Origin of the sequence: Enterobacter sp. 200527-13, assembly GCF_027924865.1 — a bacterium.
GTDB lineage: Bacteria > Pseudomonadota > Gammaproteobacteria > Enterobacterales > Enterobacteriaceae > Enterobacter > Enterobacter ludwigii.
Window position 1 is genome coordinate 872,910 of record NZ_BSCM01000001.1, and the last position, 18,048, is coordinate 890,957.

At 51.2% G+C, this 18,048-nt stretch carries 12 protein-coding genes, 2 tRNA genes and 1 pseudogene; 14 read left to right on the forward strand and 1 reads right to left on the reverse strand.

The features are described from left to right. The first annotated feature begins 10 nt into the window (after positions 1-10). From QMG44_RS04045 to QMG44_RS04055, 3 genes are all read left to right on the forward strand, one after another. Entirely contained in the window at positions 11-1,639 is a 1,629-nt protein-coding gene (locus QMG44_RS04045; protein WP_086532711.1) for an ABC transporter substrate-binding protein, read from the forward strand. A gap of 144 nt (positions 1,640-1,783) precedes the next feature. Continuing rightward, positions 1,784-1,871: transfer RNA gene (locus tag QMG44_RS04050), tRNA-Ser, on the forward strand. A gap of 133 nt (positions 1,872-2,004) precedes the next feature. Beyond that, positions 2,005-2,092 (forward strand) — tRNA-Ser (locus QMG44_RS04055). A 110-nt stretch (positions 2,093-2,202) separates the two neighbouring features. Here the strand turns inward: QMG44_RS04055 and QMG44_RS04060 are convergent. After that, positions 2,203-2,454 carry a DUF4942 domain-containing protein gene (locus QMG44_RS04060; protein ID WP_309299400.1) on the reverse strand — a complete coding sequence of 84 codons (252 nt, stop codon included), beginning with the start codon at positions 2,452-2,454 and terminating at the stop codon, positions 2,203-2,205. A gap of 727 nt (positions 2,455-3,181) precedes the next feature. On the opposite strand from QMG44_RS04060, the gene tssB reads away from it, so the two are divergent. The 11 genes and pseudogenes from tssB (at position 3,182) to QMG44_RS04115 (ending at position 17,819) form a co-directional block, all read left to right on the forward strand. Next, positions 3,182-3,682 carry a type VI secretion system contractile sheath small subunit gene (gene tssB / locus QMG44_RS04065; RefSeq protein WP_025204527.1) on the forward strand — a complete coding sequence of 167 codons (501 nt, stop codon included), beginning with the start codon at positions 3,182-3,184 and terminating at the stop codon, positions 3,680-3,682. 33 nt (positions 3,683-3,715) lie between these two features. Beyond that, on the forward strand, positions 3,716-5,263 hold the full coding sequence (gene tssC, locus QMG44_RS04070) for a type VI secretion system contractile sheath large subunit (protein ID WP_232937304.1): 1,548 nt from the start codon (positions 3,716-3,718) through the stop codon (positions 5,261-5,263). A 13-nt stretch (positions 5,264-5,276) separates the two neighbouring features. Next, positions 5,277-8,867 (forward strand): type VI secretion system baseplate subunit TssK, encoded by a 3,591-nt coding sequence (tssK, locus tag QMG44_RS04075; protein ID WP_281852997.1) that lies wholly within the window; start codon positions 5,277-5,279, stop codon positions 8,865-8,867. Further along, entirely contained in the window at positions 8,831-9,913 is a 1,083-nt protein-coding gene (gene tssG, locus QMG44_RS04080) for a type VI secretion system baseplate subunit TssG (RefSeq protein WP_232937314.1), read from the forward strand. Before tssK ends, tssG begins: the two co-directional genes overlap by 37 nt. 35 nt (positions 9,914-9,948) lie before the next feature. Further along, positions 9,949-10,473 carry a type VI secretion system lipoprotein TssJ gene (tssJ, locus tag QMG44_RS04085; RefSeq protein ID WP_032681305.1) on the forward strand — a complete coding sequence of 175 codons (525 nt, stop codon included), beginning with the start codon at positions 9,949-9,951 and terminating at the stop codon, positions 10,471-10,473. 4 nt (positions 10,474-10,477) lie between these two features. After that, positions 10,478-12,889 carry a type VI secretion system Vgr family protein gene (locus tag QMG44_RS04090; protein WP_232937318.1) on the forward strand — a complete coding sequence of 804 codons (2,412 nt, stop codon included), beginning with the start codon at positions 10,478-10,480 and terminating at the stop codon, positions 12,887-12,889. 11 nt (positions 12,890-12,900) lie between these two features. Next, entirely contained in the window at positions 12,901-13,695 is a 795-nt protein-coding gene (locus QMG44_RS04095; protein WP_047357190.1) for a hypothetical protein, read from the forward strand. Positions 13,696-14,399: 704 nt separating this feature from the next. Next, positions 14,400-15,238 (forward strand): annotated as a pseudogene (locus QMG44_RS04100) (type VI secretion system Vgr family protein); the annotation flags it as partial. A gap of 217 nt (positions 15,239-15,455) precedes the next feature. Beyond that, on the forward strand, positions 15,456-15,905 hold the full coding sequence (tssE, locus tag QMG44_RS04105) for a type VI secretion system baseplate subunit TssE (RefSeq protein ID WP_047357193.1): 450 nt from the start codon (positions 15,456-15,458) through the stop codon (positions 15,903-15,905). Positions 15,906-15,995: 90 nt separating this feature from the next. After that, a complete protein-coding gene (locus QMG44_RS04110; protein ID WP_230684209.1) occupies positions 15,996-16,340 on the forward strand; it encodes a hypothetical protein in 345 nt (114 codons plus the stop codon). 87 nt (positions 16,341-16,427) lie between these two features. Beyond that, complete coding sequence (locus QMG44_RS04115; RefSeq protein ID WP_232937320.1) at positions 16,428-17,819, forward strand: VasL domain-containing protein; 1,392 nt, start codon at positions 16,428-16,430, stop codon at positions 17,817-17,819. Positions 17,820-18,048 lie beyond the last annotated feature (229 nt).

Below are 18,048 nucleotides of genomic sequence, written 5' to 3' on the forward strand. Positions count from 1 at the left end.
GGCGAAGGAAATGAAACCACAAGCACGCACGCGCTTTACACTCTCTTTGTTAACGGCAGGGATCCTGTGCGCCAGCACGGCGACCTGGGCGGCTAACGTGCCAGCAGGAACACAGCTGGCCGATAAACAGGAACTGGTCAGAAACAACGGTAATGAACCGGCCTCACTCGACCCCCATAAAGTCGAAAGCGATGTCGAATTCAATATTATCAGCGATATCTTCGAAGGGCTGGTTAGCGTTTCTCCAACTGGTGAAATACAGCCACGGCTGGCAGAAAAATGGGAGAACAAAGACAACACCGTTTGGACTTTTCATCTGCGTCCAGGCATCACATGGAGTGACGGCACCGCGATTACCGCGCAGGATGTGGTCTGGAGCTGGCAACGTCTGACAGACCCCAAAACCGCCTCGCCGTATGCCAGCTATCCGGGCAACATGCATATTGTTAACGCCGCTGATATCGCTCAGGGGAAAAAAGCACCGGATACGCTGGGTGTAAAAGCCATTAACGATACTACGCTTGAGGTCACGCTGACTCAACCTAATGCCGCATTCCTTGCCATGCTGGCCCATCCGTCGCTGGTGCCGGTGGATAAGGTGCTGATTGGTCGGTTTGGTGATAAGTGGACCAAACCCGAGCATATCGTCACCAGCGGAGCGTATAAACTGTCGCAGTGGGTGGTTAACGAGCGCATCGTGGCGGAGCGTAACCCGCGCTACTGGGATAACGCACATACCGTTATCAATAAGGTGACCTATCTGCCGATCACCTCCGAGGCCTCGGATGTAAACCGTTTTAAAGCAGGTGAAATCGATATTGTTTATACGGTGCCAATCAACCAGTTTGCCCAGCTCAAGAAAACCCTGGGTAGCCAGCTGGATGTCTCCCCGCAGCTTGCCACCTATTACTATGAATTCAACACCACCCGGCCGCCATTCAACGACGCGCGTGTACGTAAGGCGCTGAACATGGCGCTGGATAAAGAGATCATTGCCGGGAAGGTCTTAGGGCAGGGGCAGCGTCCGGCATGGCTTATCAGCCAGCCAGATATTGGCGGTGTGACGTTCCAGAACCCGGACTATGCCAGCTGGCCGATGGATAAACGTATCGAAGAAGCGAAAAAGCTGCTGGCCGAAGCCGGCTTTAACGCCAGCCATCCGCTGCGTTTTAACCTGCTCTATAACACCTCTGAATCGCACCAGCGCATCGCGATTGCCGCCAGTTCGATGTGGAAGAAAAACCTTGGGGTGGAGGCGAAGCTGCAAAATCAGGAGTGGAAAACGATGCTCGATACGATGCATACCCACGACTTTGACGCAGTGCGCTACGCCTGGATTGCCGATTACGACGATGCTGCCACTTTCCTGAACAACTTCCGTACCGGTGACAGCGAAAACACCAGCCAGTACAGCAATCCGGAGTATGACCAGGCGCTGGTGAACGCCGCGAAAGCCAAAACAGCGGCAGAGCGCGGTAAGTTCTATCAGCAGGCGGAAAATTTGCTGGCGCGCGATGTGCCTGCCATTCCGGTTTATCACTATGTCCGCACGCACCTGGTCAAACCGTGGGTGGGAGGATTCACGCCGGACAAGCTGGGATACTATTTCACCAGGGATATGTATATCAAAAAACACTGAGCATAAACGCTGAATTTTGTGCTGATAAAATGGCCGATACGTTGTCTATTCAACCGATTAAACGCGTTTTGGCTATTTTTAAAGCGAACGAATGCGGTCACTCTTTACAGCATGCGGAGAGGTGTTTATAGTTCGCCTCACTTAGGAAGTGTGGCCGAGCGGTTGAAGGCACCGGTCTTGAAAACCGGCGACCCGAAAGGGTTCCAGAGTTCGAATCTCTGCGCTTCCGCCAGACATAAAAGCCCTGCGATAGTCATATCGCGGGGCTTTTTGCTTTTAAGGGACATGGATAGCACCCGCAGAAAAAAATAGAAAAATTCCTGCTTTACAAGGCGCTAATAGATGTTTATAGTGCGCCTCACTTTGGAAGCGTGGCCGAGCGGTTGAAGGCACCGGTCTTGAAAACCGGCGACCCGAAAGGGTTCTAGAGTTCGAATCTCTACGCTTCCGCCAAATTTGAAACCCAGGTCGTTATGCGACCTGGGTTTTTTCTTTTTTGTCGGTTTTCAGTATGCCATTGCCGTCTGGCTTGCGTCGGTGGGGCTAAGAATCCATTGGACGGATTAGTAACCGGCATCTGTTACATCTTGCTCCTGGTGTTCAAGGATAATGCCAGCGATGATGTCATTGGGGTTTTCCACCCGTTCTGGTCGTTTAATGACGTGAGTCGTTCCCTTCTGAAAATAGTTAATAGCAAACATCTCATCTTCATAACGATTGCAATGCCTGTTTTCATCAATGAGAGCATTCAGTCGTCTGGTTACATTTTCATGGTTATCGGATGTAGCCACGCGATCTAAGGGAATCAGCTTCACAGGTACGCCCTTATGCATATAACTTACGGAACGATGGACACCCTTCCGAATTTTTCAAACTACACAGAACAGGTTGTTGTTCAAGGTCGTACCCACTCCTCGAACGATACCTGAGATGTACATATCACGAGTACTGGGGCGAGGCATGCAAAAATCCCCTGTGATATTTGTTTTTTTGATGAAAATAATTAGACCCATTTAAATAAATAATAAAAATGGTGAAGGCCAGTAAATGTCGCCAATTTTTCACACAGGCAGGCACGTTCTGCCTTTCATTTTTTGATAAAAGTACAAAATCAGATATTTCATGTGATTGATGAGATTTTATACAAAGTTGTCTCTAAATTAAATTGATCACTTACTGTACACCCTTATTTCATAAGGGTTAAAGGGGTATGCAAGAAAATTCTTATAAATCAGAAAGATGATCTTTGACTGTCAGGATTTCTATGGGAAACATTTTGTTACATTTTTTGATTTCCGATCGGGTGGGGAACGTTCCTACACTCCGGCCATTGGGTCTTATCCGAAATTTTTTCATTTCAGACAAATACTCAAAAACACAATGTCGATATGCTGGTGAATGGAATGTGCCCGCTTTTAATTCCGGGGTTTTGATTTTCGTCCGATGACGTGAGCCTGGAAGTTGTTCTGGCTGGGTTTGCCTTTCTTATTAATTTCTCACTGGCATTGACCGTTTTTATAACTCCATAAAACAGGGATAGCCATGTCTAACTCTTCTTTTCAGTCCGAAATACCCAAGGCACGTATTAATTTAAAGCTTGATTTGCATACGGGCGGAGCGAGCAAGAAAACTGAGCTCCCCCTGAAATTACTGGTGGCGGGAGACTTCAGTAATGGTCAGGAGACTGCACCACTATCGGAGCGCAAAAAAGTTAATCTGAATAAAAACAACTTTGACTCTGTACTTTCCGAATATTCCCCAATCGTAAATATTACCGTTAAAAACACGCTTGCTGGTGATGGCAGTGAAGACAACATCAATCTGACATTCCAGAGTATTAATGATTTCTCTCCGGAGCAGGTTTCGCGGCAAATACCTCAGCTGAAGGCCATGCTCTCCATGCGCAATTTGCTTCGCGATTTAAAAGCAAACCTGCTTGATAACCAGGCTTTCCGAAAAGAGCTGGAAAAAATTCTTCTCGACCCTGCATTAAGTGCAGAACTCAGAGCCGAACTCTCAGCCCTGGCTCCGAAACAGCCATAACGGCCATATGCTTTTAACGGATTAATAAGGAATATGTTGATGTCTGTAAAAAATGAGAATGCCGCGGGTAACGAGAGTGTAGTGCTTGAACGTCCTGCAGCAGGCGGGGTATATGCGTCCCTGTTTGAAAAAATCAATCTTAACCCTGTCTCTGAGCTAAGTGCGCTTGATATCTGGCAGGATGCACAGGCGATGTCGGATGCAACAGCAGACGAACGTTTAACTGCCGGCATGAAGGTGTTCCTGGAATGTCTGACAAAAGCGGGCTCAAAAGTTGAGAAACTCGACAAAAACCTGATTGACCACCATATCGCGGAACTGGATTACCAGATCAGCCGTCAGCTTGATGCTGTTATGCATCATGAAGACTTTCAGGCGGTAGAAAGTCTGTGGCGCGGTGTGAAATCTCTTGTCGACAAAACCGATTTTCGCCAGAACGTGAAAGTTGAACTCCTGGATATGTCTAAAGAAGACCTGCGTCAGGACTTTGAAGACTGCCCGGAAATCGTCCAAAGTGGGCTGTATAAACATACATATATTGATGAGTATGATACCCCGGGTGGAGAGCCGATTGCTGCGCTGATTTCCGCTTACGAATTTGATGCGTCTGCGCAGGATGTAGCCCTGCTGCGCAACATCTCTAAAGTGTCTGCGGCTGCACATATGCCGTTTATCGGTTCTGCCGGCCCGAAATTCTTCCTGAAAGACAATATGGAGGACGTGGCGGCCATTAAAGATATCGGTAATTACTTTGACCGCGCTGAGTACATCAAGTGGAAATCCTTCCGCGAGACGGATGATTCCCGCTATATCGGTCTGGTCATGCCGCGTGTACTGGGGCGCCTGCCTTATGGTCCGGATACCGTACCTGTGCGTAGCTTCAACTACGTCGAAGAAGTGAAAGGTCCGGATCATGACAAATACCTGTGGACCAACGCTTCGTTTGCCTTTGCATCCAACATAGTACGCAGCTTCATTAACAACGGCTGGTGTGTACAAATTCGTGGCCCACAAGCTGGTGGTGCCGTTCAGGACTTGCCTATCCATCTGTATGACCTCGGTACCGGCAACCAGGTGAAGATCCCGTCCGAAGTGATGATCCCGGAAACCCGTGAGTTTGAGTTCGCGAATCTGGGCTTCATTCCACTTTCCTACTACAAGAATCGCGATTACAGCTGTTTCTTCTCGGCGAACTCCACGCAGAAGCCGGCCACGTATGACACCGCTGATGCTACTGCCAACAGCCGCATCAACGCCCGTCTGCCTTACATCTTCCTGCTGTCGCGTATTGCGCACTACCTGAAGCTCATTCAGCGCGAAAACATCGGCACCACTAAGGATCGTCGTCTTCTGGAGCTGGAGCTGAACACCTGGGTTCGCGGTCTGGTGACGGAAATGACCGATCCGGGTGATGAATTACAGGCGTCTCACCCGCTGCGTGATGCGAAAGTGGTGGTAGAAGATATTGAGGACAACCCGGGTTTCTTCCGCGTGAAGCTGTACGCCGTGCCGCACTTCCAGGTAGAAGGGATGGACGTCAATCTGTCACTGGTATCCCAGATGCCGAAAGCCAAAGCATAGGGCAGGAGCAGGGATGAAAATATATCGTCCATTGTGGAACGAGGGGGCTTTACTGTCCCCTCAACAGTTCCAGCAGCAGGCTGAATGGGAGTCTTTTCGCGGTGCCGGTGCATCAGCGCTAGCATCCCCATTCCCCTGGGGGATAAAAAAGATTGAGTTTAATGACAGCCTTCTTTCGTCTGGTCTGATCCAGATTACGCAGCTACGCCTCTGGCTGGACGATGGATCGCTGATTGATGCTCAAAGGAGCGATCTGCCTCCACGTCCACGGGAGTTAGATGCCAGCCAGCTGGCAGGTCTCGATTCCGTAACCGTTGTCATCGCACTGCCTCACATGCAGCCGGGTATTGCCAACGTAGAACAGGAAGGTGTTACCGCAGACCGCCCGCTCCGCTATCGCGAGGAATGGGTGACGTTGCAGGATGCCTTCGGGTCCGAAGAAGAATCCATAGCCGTTGCCCGGTATAATTTCACCATCCGGTTTGCCCATGAAAGCAATGATTCCTGGAAAGTGTGCCCGGTGGCCAGACTGATCCGTGATGGACAAAATGCATGGCGACTGGATCCGTCCTTTATTCCGCCCGTTGCGTCTTTTGCGGCAAGCCCTGTCCTTCGCGAACGTCTGGTGCTACTCAATCGTCAGTTACGCTCCCGGCGCCAGCGTCTGATGACGATGCGTCGTGAAAGCAACGAAAGGCTCGCCGATTTTGCCGTCGCCGATGTTTCCCTTTTCTGGTTGCTGAATGCACTGAATTCTCACGCCAGAGTGCTGACAGAATACGAACGTTTTCCTTCCCGGCCACCTGAACAGGTGTGGGCGGAGCTTGCACGTCTGGCAGGCAGTATGCTGACCTTTTCCCTGAACCATGATCTTGACGCCATTCCGGGTTATGACCACGAGGAACCGGCCAATGCGTTTCCTCCGCTGTTTGACCTGATCACGGGTTTGCTGGAGGCCAGTCTGCCATCCCGGGTCATTGCCCTGGAAATGTCACGCCCGGACGGACAGACATGGAAAGCCAACCTCCACGATATCCGCCTGCGTGAAGAGGCCGACCTCTGGCTCTCTGTGCGCTCCGATATCCCTGCCTGGCAGGTCGCCGAGAAATTCCCTGCACTCTGTCAGGCAGGTTCACCTGATGATGTCAGCGAGATCTATGGCGCGGCACTTAAGGGTAACCGTACCCAGATTTATCAGGCACAGGAAACGGCGAGTCAGGCAGCGGATACCACAAAACCCCTGGCAGAACGCCTGCACAACCAGCTCGTACTCCAGCAAGCCATTGCCCGTCTGCAACACCGTGAGGCGACCGGTGCTCCATGGTATACCCGATTTGGTCTTAATCAGGACAGCGACACGCTGGCCGCACTCTGGCCGCTGTATGCGAAAAATAACGCACAGCTGATAAGGGATGTCACCGCAGATAGTCTCAGGCAGCAGCTGAATGCCTTTGTGCAACTTCCTCCTGCCAGTGATGCCCGAATGCAGGGTACACAGCATACCTACGACGTGCTCAAAAGTTATCTGATGCTGGCCCGTCCGGACAAAGCGGACGCAGGCTGGCTGGCAAAAAACGTGCTGAAAGCCTTACCGAAACGCCAGAATGTGCCGGATGGCACATGGCAGGACCTCGCACCGAAACTGCTGGGCTTTTATGCGCAAAACCTCCCGGCACATCCGGAATGGAAAATTAAGCCTGACGCGGAATTAATCAGCACGATCCGTCAGATCCTGCTCAAGCAGATTGGCCAGCGTAACGCTGAATCCGGGTTGTACCAGGACATGCTGAAGCGGGTTGCCAGCAACTGGCCTGATTTAACGCTTGCCGATATGACAGGCGACACCGATGCCTCAACGGTATTCAGCACTGACGAAGTCGTCCCGGGAATGTTTACACGCCAGGCCTGGGAAGAGCAGGTTCAGGATGCGATTAACGAGGTCGTCAAGACACGCCGTGATGAAATTGACTGGGTTCTGACGGATAAGACGCACCAGACAGGGAGCGATATCTCCCCGGAGGCGCTGAAAGCCCGCCTGACTGAACGCTATTTTACCGATTTTGGCAATGCCTGGCTGAACATGGTCAACAGCATTCAGTGGCAGGAAGCCACGTCACTTTCTGAGGCGATTGCCCAGCTCAACCTGATCGGCGATGTCCGTCAGTCGCCGCTGGTGGCACTGATGAACACGCTGGCCTGGCAGGGAAAAACAGGGCAGAAAGGTGAGGCACTGGCTGATTCGATAGTGGACTCAGCGAAAAAGCTAATCGGTCAGAAAAAAAATGCCAGACAGTTTATTGAACAGGCACAGGGCCCAAAAGGGCCGCTCGATGAGGTGTTTGGACCGCTGATGGGGCTGATGGAAGGTAAAGAGGGCACCGGTGCCAACGGTAGCTATGCGCTGCATCTGGCAATGACCCGTCGTGTTCACGCCATGTATGCCCGTCACGCCGGGACCTACATCGAACGCCATCAGTTCGATGGCTGGTGCAAACCCATGGGCTTCGATGACAATGATGGACTGTGGAAGAAAGCCGATACCGCCTTCAGTGGTTACCAGCTGCTGCTGGAATATTTCAGCTTCCGTCCGAAGTTTATGTTTGTTGAGTTACGTGGACTCGACAGCATCGGGCTTTCTGCCACAAGCACCTGGTTTGAAATCGATATTGTGCTCAGTGAAGCCTGGCCATCCGATCTGCCTTTTGAGACAGAAAACTTCCGTCTGCACTGTGCACCGGTCATTAATCTCTTCACTCTGGAAGCCGACCCGCTGACCCTGGATCCGCTCGATAATGAATATCTGCTCAGGCCGCTGCGTCTTCAGGATGGTCACACCGAGATTTACAGCGTCGATAACATCCACGGTGCGGTGAAGAATGGCAAACACCCCTATGTACCGTTCACCAGTTTCCGCCACCGTGGCGGTATGATGCGCCACGATGCCCCTGAGCGTTACTTCCATACCCGCGTGAAACGCGGCCCCTCTGGTCTGTATGATACCTGGTTAATTCTCGGGGGCCGCTCGTTCGAGCTGGAGCAGCTGTCCGATAAACCGGAATCCCTTTCGATGCGAATAACCGGGACCAACGGGCAGCTTCCGCGTAAGGCGCTGGAAAGCACACTGCTGGACAGGGCCGTGAAAGCAGGCAAAGTGCCCGTCAGGGTACTGAACCTCTCGGCCCCCACCATGCCACTGTATCCCCCGGCAAACGACCGTTTCCACTGGCGGGTGATGAGTCACCTCGGATCAAACTTCCTCAGTATGATGGATAACCCTGAAGTCCTGCGGGGGACGCTGGCGCTCTATGACTGGACTGACGATGAAATGAACCGCCGTCGGCTTGAAGCAATCGTCTCCGTGAAGCACACCCTGATCCGCCGTTTTGAGAAGGGCTTTATGCTCCGGGGCGTGGACATTGAGGTCACGCTGAATATGGATAATTTTGCAGGCGAGGGTGATGTGAATCTCTTCGGGGAGATGCTGCACCGGTTCTTCGCGCTCTATGCCGATATTCACCTCTTTAATCAGCTCACGCTGGTTCTGCAACCGACAGGGAAACGACTGAGATGGCGCGAGAATCACAGCCAGCACGTACCGGGCTGACGCTGGCCCTTAACAAAGATATCTGGCGGGCCAATTTCTATCGTTTCTGCCAACTGCTGGAGCAGGAAAATCCGGACGCCCCGAAACTGGGTACCACCAGCCATCCGGGCGACGATCCGGTGCGTTTCAGGCCCTGGCCTGGTATGGGTTTTCCGGTCAGTAGCCTGAAAGCGGTTGAAACCGATGAAGACCATCCGGAATTGCCGCCGACCGTCCGCACCACATTCCTCGGCATGTATGGCGTGGATTCGCCTTTGCCGACGTCCTACCTGGACGACATTGCGCAGCGCCGTGAAGGACACGAGGCGATCACCTCATTTCTGGATATTTTCAGCCACCGGATCACCACGCAATATTACCGGATCTGGCGAAAATACGCCTATCCGGCGACCTTTGAGGCAGGTGGCCGCGATGCCATATCACAGTGTCTGCTGGGGCTGGTCGGCCTTGGTATACCGGGCACGGCTGAGCAGGTGGCAACGCCGGTTTCACGCTTCCTGGCCCTGCTGGGCACCATGCGATTACCCACCCGCAATACTGAAGGCATCCGGGCTCTGGTGAGCCTGCTGGCACCGAATACCCGGACAATTATCACCGAACCCGATCCGGTTAAGGTGCATATCGATAACCGTAGCGGGCTGGGTATCGGGAACCAGATCCGTCTTTCGCAGCGAGCCACGCTGGGTAAAACCGCAAAAGAAGCATGCAGCCGGGTCCTGGTGTCACTGGAGACAGCGGATCCTGACGAGGCGGAAGGCTGGTTACCCGGTGGTGTCCTTCATACCGATTTGATGGTCCTGCTGCGTGTCTACCTCGGCTATCGCAGTGACGCCCGAGTGCGCCTCACCGTGCCTGTGCGATTGCTCCCTGAGCCTCGTCTGGGCAAGGGCAGGCGTATACAGCTGGGCAGAACCGGTTTACTGGGTCTGAAGGAAGGCAAACTCAATACGCCACGGGAAAGTCTGACCGTCAATCTGGGTTGCTATGAAGGGCTTCACTATTCGGTACTGCAACCCGCAGAAGACGGACATTACCGCTTCGACTAATCACGTATTCCCTCTCTCAATAAAGGAACTTTTGAATGGCAACAGTAACCCGCTGGTGGGCGCTGACGCTTATTGCCTGTGGTCTGCTCGCAGGCTGCGGTCTGACGCAGACCGTCACGGACGGTACGGTCAGCATCACGAAATCCATCTTCTATAAGAAAATTAAAACGCTGCATCTGGATTTTACCCCACGCACGGCCATTAACGCCGATGCCGCGCAGACACCGCTGGCAACAATGGTGCGGGTTTATCTCCTCAGGGATCGGAAAGCGGTTGATGCCGCTGATTACCAGACGCTGCTGCGCAATGCCGATACGGTACTTAAGGACGATGTTCTGGCATCAAAAGAGCTGCTGGTGATGCCCAACGGCAGCGTTTCTCTGAATATGCCCATGGATGAAGAAGCACAGTTCGTGGCGGTGGTGGGATTGTTCAATCGTCCCGATCAGAAAAACAACCGCTGGCGTCTGGTACTGACCCGTGACGACCTCGATCCGGACAAACCCCGGACCATCGAGTTGGGTGACGGCTGGCTCAGCCTCGAGCCGGTAAAGGAGTGACATAATGGATAACTGGCTTGCGCTTTTTGACGGGCAGACTCGCTATTTTCTGGATATCAACGACAGCCAGGTAAAACCGGATGTTCTGCGATTTCGGGGCAGGGAAGCACTGAGCGAACCGTTCAAATGGGATATTGAGTTCACGACCCAACAGGCGAATATCCCCCCTGAACAGGTCCTGATGAAATATGCCTCTTTCCGGATGCGGAGCGGTAAAAATGTCCACGGCATTATCACCCGCCTGGAATGGCTTTCCACTTCAAAGGATCAGTCCCATTACCGTCTTACGCTCAGTGCCCGCCTGGCGCTCCTGGGATACACCCGGCAGTGTGCGGTATATCAGAACCAGTCCGTTCCTGAGGTGGTGGAGCAGGTGCTGCGCAAACACGGGCTGGAGGGACCTGATTTTGAGTTCAGACTGGAGCGCACGTACCCGCCGCGTGAAATTATCACCCAGTGGCGGGAAACGGACCTTGAGTTTATCCGGCGCATTCTGTCTGAGGTGGGGATTTACTGGCGTACGGTGATGGACGACGTGCGCGGTCTGGATACGTACATACTGGCCGACAGCCAGCTCAACTACCAGTTTGATGTGCGCCTGCCCTACAGCGAGCCGTCGGGTCTGTTTGACGGTGCGGCAGAGTCGGTCTGGGATGTACGAACCTGGCACACCCTTGCCACCGGCACTGTCGCCACGCGGGATTATAACTACCGGACAGCCTCCACACCGATGGATACCACCGTCAGTGTTCGCAATGACGCGGTGACGACCGGGGAGCATTACCGTTATGCCGCGCCGTACCGTGAAGCGGGTGACGACACCGACCCGGAGCCGGTCACCGAAAGCGGGGCATTCTACGCCCGACTCCACCATGAGCGTGAGCTGAACAGGACTGCCTGTATTCACCTGTTCAGCAATGCGGCACACCTCACTCCAGGACAGATGCTGGAGCCGCAGGGCGATGTCATTGCTGCCCTGAAGGAAGGCGTGCTCCTCACGCTCGTGACCTTCCGGGGCGCCAGGGATTCCCGTCTGCATGTGTCGGTCTGGGGGATGCCTTATACCGAACGCTACTGTTTCCGCCCAACTGAAATCCCGCGCCCTGAAATCCACGGCACACTTCCGGCCCGCGTCGAGAGCCGGGAGAAAAATGATATCTACGCGCACCTGGATGAGCAGGGTCGCTACCGGGTAAAGCCGGACTTCGACCGCGAAGGAACAGAGCAGGGCTTTGGGTATCTGTGGCTGCGTATGGCGAAGCCGACTGCCGGTGACACGCTGGGCTGGCATACGCCGCTCATTGACGGCACTGAAGTGGCCATTGCGTATAGCAATGGCGATATTGACCTGCCGTACATCGCGTATGCACTGCACGACTCCGAACATCCGGACCTCGTGAACCGGGACAATCACACCCGCAACGTGCTGCTCACGCCGGCGAACAATAAGCTGCGGATGGAGGACAAACGCGGCGAGGAGCATATCAAGCTCGCCACGGAATACGGCAAGACGCAGCTCAACAGCGGGCACCTGGTGGACAATCAGGGCAAATCCCGCGGCACCGGTAGCGAACTGCGCACTGATGAATACGGAAGCATCCGTGCCGCGAAAGGGCTGTTTGCCAGCGCGGACGGACAGCCAAAAGCGCAGGGCGAAGCCCTGGACATGGATGCCGCGCTGAAGGAAATCGACAGGCTTAATCAGCAACTGCAACAACTGGAAATAGCCGCCGAAAAAGCGCAGGCCCTGAAAGCGGATGTCGACAGCCAGATACAGATGTTTGAGCAGCGGCTGAAACCGCTCAATGAAGCTGTGCATTTCACAGCCCCGGAAGGCATGGCCCTGACCAGTGGTGAAGATATGCAACTGGCCGCAGCACGAAACGTGGTCGTCAACGCCGGGGGCGATATCAGCGTCGGAACTATGGGCAATCTAACCACGCTGGCCGGAGAAAAACTGGGGCTCTTTGCCCGCACCGGCCAACTGAGCGTCAAATCCGGAGAAGGGCCAATAGATATCCAGGCGCAAAACGCCAGCCTGCGGTTGTTCGCTGAGAAGAAGCTGACGCTGAGCTCGGCGAATGACATCTCCCTGGCCGGAAAAAAACGTATCACGCTGATCGGCGGCGGAAGCTATCTGCGACTTGAGGCCGGGAAGGTCGAGTATGGTACGACGGCGTCTTATTTGCGGAAGGTGAAGCGGACGATGTTTGCTGGTGCAACCAATCTACCAATTGAGTCATTGAAGCAGATGGTAATGATCACTCAGTATTACGACAGAAAGTTAAATTTCTCTTCAAATGTCAATTATCGTGTTGAAACAATGGAGGGAGAGGAAATACTTTCAGGCTCTGGCGCAGATGGATATATCGACAAGAAAGACAGTGAGTCTGAGTATTGGGTATTTTTAAGCTGAGTAATAATTCAATGAAAAAAATAAATATTGAAGTCGATGGCGCCCCCTATTTTATCGTTACAAAAAATGAAAAAACGGAATTAGGAATAAAAGGTAATACCACGCCTGAAAAAGATGAAGAAGCCCATAAAATTGAAGTGCCAAACATTTTGATAATCACAAGAAAAAACGCTGATGTTTTGTTCGTTTTGAGAGGGGGTGAAAAGGATTCTTTTAAAATCATGACAGCTCAAGAGTTGTATGATAAATTCCAGTATCAATGGTTTGAACCATTGGCAGATAACTATCGGGAATTGTTGTATGTTAACGAAGCTGATTACGCAAAAGAAGCTTACAAAATATTCACTTGGGATGATATTGCAGAATTTTCAGTTATCGATAGAACGCCTTTGGCTTTTCGTCCAAAAGGTGAGGGCGACTGGAAAAATAATAGTGTGGGTGGTGCCAGCTATCTCCTCGTAATGATAAATAAAATTCCATACTGGACTGATGCCGTTGGGCAAATACCTTTCGCCATAGACACATATAGAATGGAAAAAAATATACCATCAACAGTTGAAACCGGTATGATATGGGGAACTGGTAAACGTACTGATGTTGCCGATAGAACTAATACGTATGATAATTTCTTTGTGCTCCGAGGGGCGTTATATGCAAGCCAAAGATTTACATATAGCATTAAATCTGGTGGTAGCACTTACCCTGCTGTGAATGTTGTCGAGCAAGATAATGGAGCGTCAACTGATGCATTAGGTAACTCTATAACCTCAGAAGAGTATGATAACTATGCGGCATGGAATAAATAAAAACATTAATTCATTTAATAGTAAACTACTGATCGGCTTGTTAGCATGTATGATCTATAGAATCATCACCATTTCGATTTCTTTACTTTACGCCCAGTTTTTTATTCCACATAAAATCCACATATCAACAAACCTATATGGTTTTTATGTATATTTAATTCTTGTGTTTTGCATATTTATATCAGCAGTTGTTCCCAAGCAAGCAATAGGTATCATCGTAGCAATAAGTTCAACTCTGCTAATGGGGATTGAAATCTTTGAAGCTGATTTTCCATATAGGGCCTTATTGTTTATTCTCTCTTCTTCTTTGTCTTATCTATTTGTTTTCTCATTAAATGGTAAATTGAGAAAAGTACCTTCTGAGTCGCACACATCCAAAACAGCAAGGCGACTTAAATATATTCTGTTAATTGTTTATCCAGCATACCTCTTCTTTGAAGTGGAAATGTTCAGGAATGTTTCATTATTCATTGCCTGCGTTATATTTCTGGTCTTTTCTATGTCTTGGTTGAATGGAAATTTACAATAAAGGCATAAGCAATATATAAATTCTCACCGGCAATTTTACAGGTAATCTTCTTCTTGAGCTTACAAATGAGCAAGATCCCAGAGTACAGTTAACATTTATGAGTGTCTCAATATATAGGGAATGGCTCCAACGCTTTTCCAAATAGTCGATATCTGCAAGGCAAGAAGTCAACAAAATGTTAGCGCTTTTTGACGGACAGACCCGTTACTTTCTGGATATCAATGACAGTTCGGTGAAGCCGGATGTTCTGCGCTTTCGCGGCAGGGAAGCGCTGAGCGAGCCGTTTAAGTGGGATATCGAGTTCACCACTTCGCAGAGGAACATTTCCCCTGAACAGGTCCTGATGAAATATGCCTCTTTCCGGATGCGGAGCGGTAAAAATGTCCACGGTATTATTACCCGCCTGGAATGGCTTTCCACCTCAAAGGATCAGTCCCACTACCGTCTTACGCTCAGTTCCCGCCTGTATACACCCGACAGTGCGCGTTATATCAGAACCAGTCCGTTCCTGAGGTGGTTGAGCAGGTGCTGCGCAAACACGGGCTGGAGGGACCCGATTTTGAGTTCAGACTGGAGCGCACGTACCCGCCGCGTGAAATTATCACTCAGTGGCTTGAAACGGACCTTGAGTTTATCCGGCGCATTCTGTCTGAAGTGGGGATTTACTGGCGTACGGTGATGGACGACGTGCGCGGTCTGGATACGTACATACTGGCCGACAGCCAGCTCAACTACCAGTTTGATGTGCGCCTGCCCTGCAGCGAGCCGTCGGGTCTGTTTGACGGTGCGGCAGAGTCGGTCTGGGATGTACGAACCTGGTACACCCTTGCCACCGGCACGGTCGCCACGCGGGATTACAACTACCGAACAGCCTCCACACCGATGGATGCGACGGTCAGCGTGCGTAACGATGCGGTCACCACCGGGGGGCATTACCGCTACTCAGCGCCTTATCGTGACGCAGGTGATGACACCAGCCCGGAGCCGGAGACCGAATCCATTACATTTCTAGCAACATCTATAAAACCAAAGCACTCTTCAGTAATCTTTAGCCTGGTTATTATCTTTATGCTTGGTATGGAACAAATCCACTTCGAGTAATATTGATGTTTTGTTCCTCATTATCCGGTTGTTCAATAATTATTTTTGCAAAAAATCCTTAAAAGAAACATAAGGTAATTCACATCCCTTAGAATCTAAACCTCTATCATTTAAAATAATTTGATATATTATGAATCAAAAAACGCCCTCTTTATATGAAATTCTTGCCGGCAACTTTACAGGGGATCTTCCCCTTGAAGTTGTAAACGAAGAAGACCAGGTCATTTTATCTGTACTGGATAACATCCAGCGTATTTTGAACGCCCGAGCCGGGACTATATCCCATTTACCAGATTATGGTTTGCCGGATATGACTAAAATTCTGCAAGGCATGCCGGGTACAGCCCACGAGCTGATCGATACGCTGGCCGGTGTCCTGCTCAAGTATGAACCCCGTTTGCAGTCCCTCAATGTAACTTTACTCGAACAGCACGTGCCAGGAGAGTTGCGTTATGCCATTGATGCTGAGCTTAAGGGCATTGGCCTCGTACGTTACGGCACCGAGTTTATGCCCGAAGGGCGAGTGATGCTGAGGCACCTGAAGCAACAGCAGTATCTCGATACCGCAATCCGTATGTAAGGCCAGACAGCTTTCACCAGTTCCAACACCCAGTAAGAGTCAGGCCGATATTGCAGAGTTTTGCCAGCGAATGCGCAGCTTCAGGAGCAAATGGACGCGTGGCTGGAGGGTATCGGATTGAACGAGGGGACGCTGATTACATCCGTTACGGATCTGCTGGTGGAGTACGGGGCTCTTGAGATTACCGATATCTTTCTGTGTGTAGATGACCAGTCTGTGAAATTTACACCAGTATTTTTGTACGGCCAGGGCGTGACCGGATGCGTGGAAGTGACCCTTCATGCAGAAGGTTGCGTGATCTCTTTGGGGCGCCTGTTCATAAGGGCAGGTCATTTCAGTGACTGGACCTTTAATCCCCCGGGGATGTTGCTGCGCACAGTACAACCTTTTGATCAAAGTACTTCTTTTTGTCTGGTTTTAGCGCTTCTTTCATAGCTATTAACCTGGCAGTACCAGCAGACTTGTGGTGAAGCTGCATAAACAGGAAGTACAGCACCGCAACCTTCATTTGGATATTCAGCCATGAATGACATCAATCCACGAAAAATCAAAACCGGTGGCGATCCGCGCACGTTAGCGGATTATGCCACCCTGCGTGATGAACTGAGTAAGCTGACACATCCGGCCCGTCCGGATGTGAACTGGCATTATGTCGAAAAACTCTGCCTTTCACTGTTTGAGCAAAACGGTGTGGAGTTACAGACGGCGGCCTGGTACACGCTGGCACGGACGCAGCTGGCCGGCTTATTCGGCCTCAATGAAGGCCTGGCGATACTGGATGCGCTGATAAGCCATCAATGGGGGACACTGTGGCCGCAGCCGGTACATGCCCGCATGGAAATACTCAGCAGTCTGAACCAGCGTCTTCAGCAGCGGATGCGCTCGCTCCCGCTCAATTACAGCGACCTCAGACAACTGTATCGGGCTGAGCAACTACTTGGCAGTCTGGGGGAGGTGCTTCAACGTCTGGAGCTTAAGCATCTGAGCCAGCTCGATACGTTGCGTTCCCTGATGCACAACAGTGCTGTCCGGCTGGAAAACAGCAACGATACAACCGGTAGCGGGTCGAATATTCAGTCTGGTATTGTCCTGCCTGCCACCGTAAAGAATGGTGCAGTCATATCAACAGGCTCTCATACCGGTAGTCTCTCTGAAGAGACCCCAGCGCCAGACAGCCCAGTGAAGTGGGTATTCGTTGCACAGCCAGACCACCACGCAAATGTGGAAGTACTGACGGCAATGCCCACTCAGGTAAAAAAGTGGAAATCCTTCGCTGCCGGAATGTGTAGCATGCTGATAATAAGTACGGGCGCAGTGTGGAGCTGGCAATTTCTTCACCGGCCAGACCCGCTACAGACTCAGCTTGCTGCCTCACTGGCTCCGTTACCTGCACCTCTCGCGCCTGAAAAAATGGATATGTTGCGTCAGCAATCTCCGTCATCACAAACAATGATAGAACAAACACAGCAGCAGCTTGCCCGACTGGATAAATTGCCTCCTGACTGGAGTATTACTTACAGCCGAAAACTTACAGAACAGGCTCAGGTGCTGTGGCCGGAGCAAGCAAAACCCCTGACACAACAGTGGCAGCAACACCTTAATGCTGCCGCATTACCGGTAGAACAGCTCAATGGCTGGTATAAGGGGATGTCATTGCTACAAAAATTGAGTGACCGGCTGAACGGGCTTGATGAGCAGAAAGGCAAATACATGACGGTCAGTGAACTGAAGTCGGTTGTATTTTCCGTCCGGCAGTCTTTTAACCAGTCCATTCCGGCTGAAGAGCAACTGCGTATCTTGTCAGAAAATCCTCCTGGTGTACCTTTACCTGCAGCTGCGAGGTCTCAGCTGGAGATGCATCTGAAACAACTGGCAGCCCGATACGCTGAAATAAAACGGAATGCATCAGAGTAAATCCATCGTTAAGATACTTTAAAACTCGTCATTATGACGGGAAGCTTCACGGATATTTCCCCGTTTTAAGATGATGAAGCGTCAGGCCAGTTATGCTGCCATGAGGGATCGTTTTATCGTCCGGTCTGCTGTTTTTGAAGTGATATCGGTGATTATGGACATGCTTTTTCTCCGAAACCCGGTATGCCGTTTGTTTTGACTATCCGTGGATCCCGCCAAATCCGAAAAC

Bases quoted from the DNA above. Each gene is read 5' to 3' on its own strand.
- QMG44_RS04045 (WP_086532711.1), top strand. From the start codon at position 11: ATGAAACCACAAGCACGCACGCGCTTTACACTCTCTTTGTTAACGGCA.
- tssB (WP_025204527.1), top strand. From the start codon at position 3,182: ATGTCTAACTCTTCTTTTCAGTCCGAAATACCCAAGGCACGTATTAAT.
- tssC (WP_232937304.1), top strand. From the start codon at position 3,716: ATGTTGATGTCTGTAAAAAATGAGAATGCCGCGGGTAACGAGAGTGTA.
- tssK (WP_281852997.1), top strand. From the start codon at position 5,277: ATGAAAATATATCGTCCATTGTGGAACGAGGGGGCTTTACTGTCCCCT.
- tssG (WP_232937314.1), top strand. From the start codon at position 8,831: ATGGCGCGAGAATCACAGCCAGCACGTACCGGGCTGACGCTGGCCCTT.
- tssJ (WP_032681305.1), top strand. From the start codon at position 9,949: ATGGCAACAGTAACCCGCTGGTGGGCGCTGACGCTTATTGCCTGTGGT.
- QMG44_RS04090 (WP_232937318.1), top strand. From the start codon at position 10,478: ATGGATAACTGGCTTGCGCTTTTTGACGGGCAGACTCGCTATTTTCTG.
- QMG44_RS04095 (WP_047357190.1), top strand. From the start codon at position 12,901: ATGAAAAAAATAAATATTGAAGTCGATGGCGCCCCCTATTTTATCGTT.
- tssE (WP_047357193.1), top strand. From the start codon at position 15,456: ATGAATCAAAAAACGCCCTCTTTATATGAAATTCTTGCCGGCAACTTT.
- QMG44_RS04110 (WP_230684209.1), top strand. From the start codon at position 15,996: ATGGACGCGTGGCTGGAGGGTATCGGATTGAACGAGGGGACGCTGATT.
- QMG44_RS04115 (WP_232937320.1), top strand. From the start codon at position 16,428: ATGAATGACATCAATCCACGAAAAATCAAAACCGGTGGCGATCCGCGC.